Annotated in this window: 3 protein-coding genes; all 3 read right to left on the bottom strand. The window is 45.7% G+C overall.

What is annotated here, in order from left to right; all coding sequences use genetic code 11:
- Positions 1-48 precede the first annotated feature (48 nt).
- Entirely contained in the window at positions 49-219 is a 171-nt protein-coding gene (locus F6K53_RS36580; RefSeq protein ID WP_293084401.1) for a hypothetical protein, read from the bottom strand.
- 277 nt (positions 220-496) lie between these two features.
- The gene (locus F6K53_RS36575; RefSeq protein ID WP_293084398.1) at positions 497-1,675 is read right to left on the bottom strand and encodes a M20 family metallopeptidase; all 1,179 of its coding nucleotides are present in this window, start codon (positions 1,673-1,675) and stop codon (positions 497-499) included.
- 104 nt (positions 1,676-1,779) lie between these two features.
- Positions 1,780-2,804, bottom strand: a 1,025-nt coding sequence (locus F6K53_RS36570) for an AtzE family amidohydrolase (protein ID WP_293084395.1), incomplete at its 5' end; no start/stop codon positions are given.

Below are 2,804 nucleotides of genomic sequence, written 5' to 3'. Positions count from 1 at the left end.
TTACAACAGTTGTTGATGTCTTAGGTGTGCTGATTTATTTCAATATTGCTAAATCAGTCTTAGGGCTTTAGCATGCATGCTAAAGGGAACAGGGAACAGGGCACAGGGAACAGTCAACAGGCAACAGACAACAGGCAACAGGCAACAGGCAACAGGCAAAAGACAAAAGGCAACAGGCAACAGGCAACAAGCAACAGGCAACAAGCAACAAAAAAACATAATATGTACTTAAAATTGTAGCAAAGCGCTAAAATTAACTGTATAATTAAATTGATAACTATGGCTAATTCAATAAGTCGTAACCCTTGATTTATTAAGGTTTTGAGGACTATTCAAGATTCATAAAGTGGAAGAAATAAGTCGAATCTCTATCAAAACTAATGCATTTAATTGAACTGATGTTTGTGAAAATTCCACCCCCTTAAACCTTTTGCCTCTTGCCTCTTGCCTCTTGCCTCTTGCCTCTCGTAACCAAAACTTTTTCACCAATCCCTAATTAACAGTCCTGGTGCCAGTACTTATAAATGGCATAAGCGAGAGTAACGACACCGGTAACAATAGCCGATTCATTCACTGCAAACAGAGGATGGTGCAGTGGGTAATTTATTTTATTTTGGAATCCAACCCCGAGGCGGAACATGCTGCCAGGAGCATGTTGTAGATAAACTGAGAAATCTTCCGCACCCATAGAGGCTTCCGGTATGATTAAAACGCGATCGCTTCCCCAAGCTTCCTTAGCTGCTGCTTCCAACAACTGAGTTAAGGCTAGGTCATTTTGTACCGATGGTACTCCCCGCTGATAGTTGATGTGATAGCGAGCGCCATAAGCATTACAGACATTGGCCACAATCTTTTCAATCCAATCGGGTAGGCCAGCATAGGTTTGGGGATGAAGCGATCGCACTGTTCCTACTAGCTGCACTTGGTCAGCAATAATATTAGGAGCTCGCCCACCACTAATTTGTCCAATTGTCAAGACCATCGGGTGTAATGGGTTCTGGGTGCGACTAATAGCTTGTTGGAGGGTGGTAATCACCTGGGCAGCAATCCAAATCGCGTCAATAGCTTGGTGAGGGCGAGCTCCATGACCCGATTCTCCCATAATTACGATTTCTAAATCATCCGCTGCTGCTGTTAATGCCCCATAGCGGATACCAATAGACCCTGCTGGAATTGATGGGAAAACGTGAAGACCAAAGATAGCACTGACATCCTTCATTCCCCCATCTTTGACAATCCAGTTTGCACCTTGAGCAATTTCCTCAGCGGGTTGGAACAGAAAGCGAGTATTACCAGGAAACGTTTCTCCGAGTTGGGATAGAACCATAGCTGTGCCTAAGCCTACGGTGGTGTGGACATCATGACCACAGGCATGCATGACTCCCGGTTGATGTGAGGCAAAATCCAGACAAGTTTGTTCGGTGATGGGTAGAGCGTCCATATCAGTGCGCAGTGCGACTAATCGCTCATCGGTACCACCAATCAGTTCACCGATAAGGCCAGTTTTGCCAATCCCTTCTTGTACATGAACACCACAGGAGGATAGGACCCCAGCTACGTAAGCCGCTGTTTGGTGTTCTTGACCACTCAATTCTGGGTGAGAGTGGAGATGACGGCGGATTTCGATCAGACGCGGGGCAATTTCTTGGGCTAACTCTTTAATCTGGGAGAGCATGCTGCTAGATAAAATTTTTTGATACTTAACTCTTTATACTTCTTTTTTAATGTGTGATGAGACAACTATTTCGCTAACAGAATATTGTCTTAATAATCGATTTGTTAAGACACAATCGGTGCTGAAACGATACCTTGCTCCTCAAGCACTGCAGCAACTCTAAGAATCATTGCTTCATGGTAGGGTGCAGCAATAATTTGTACCCCTAAGGGCATTTGACCAGGACGGTGAATTGGTACTGATAAGACCGGTAAGCCAATGAAGGATAAGGGTTGAGTAAATAATCCTAAGTTTGGACGAACTAAAACTTCTTCTCCGGCAATGACCATTTTTTCTTGACCCAGTAGGGGAGCAACACAGGGTGTAGTGGGAGCGAGGATAATATCCACATCTTGGAAGACTTCCCGAACGCGATCGCGAAACCATTGTCGAAACCGTTGGGCTTGAATATACCAAGTCCCTGGAATTAGGGCACCTGCTAAAAAGCGATCGCGTGTAGCTGGGTCAAAATCATCGGGACGTTTACGCAAATTGTCCAAATGCAGGTTTGACCCTTCATTAGCCGTAATAATATAAGCTGCTGCTCTGGCTCGCTTGGCTTCTGGGATAGTAACTGAAGCAGTTACATTCAAGCTACTAGCCACTTTAGCCACAGCATCCAAGACTTCTGGTTCTGCCCCTTGAGCAAAATACCCATCTGCAACTCCAATCCGTAACCCGTCAATCCCCTCGTTAAGCTGGGGGACACAGAGTTCTGGGAGACGATTGCTACAAACGGGATCAGTGGGATCTACTCCCTGAAGGATATCAAAGATAGTAGCAATATCCCGTACAGAACGAGCAAACGGACCGATATGATCCAAACTAGCTGAAAACAAGAAAACCCCTGCCCGAGACAATCGTCCGTAGGTAGGTTTGAAGCCAAAAGTACCACACAACGCAGCTGGTACCCGGATCGAACCATTGGTATCGGAACCGAGAGTGATCGGTACTAATCCCGCCGCCACTGCTGCTGCCGAGCCGCCAGAGGAACCACCAGCAATGCGAGTGAGATCATGGGGGTTATGAGTTGCACCGTAATGGCTATTTTCCGTTACAAAGCCATAGGCGTACTCATCCATATTTAATG

Origin of the sequence: Moorena sp. SIO4A1 (genome assembly GCF_010672065.1) — a bacterium.
In the GTDB taxonomy this organism is placed as follows: Bacteria; Cyanobacteriota; Cyanobacteriia; order Cyanobacteriales; family Coleofasciculaceae; genus Moorena.
The sequence above is the reverse complement of the archived record's forward strand: the minus strand, read 5'-3'. Positions and strand labels throughout refer to the sequence as shown.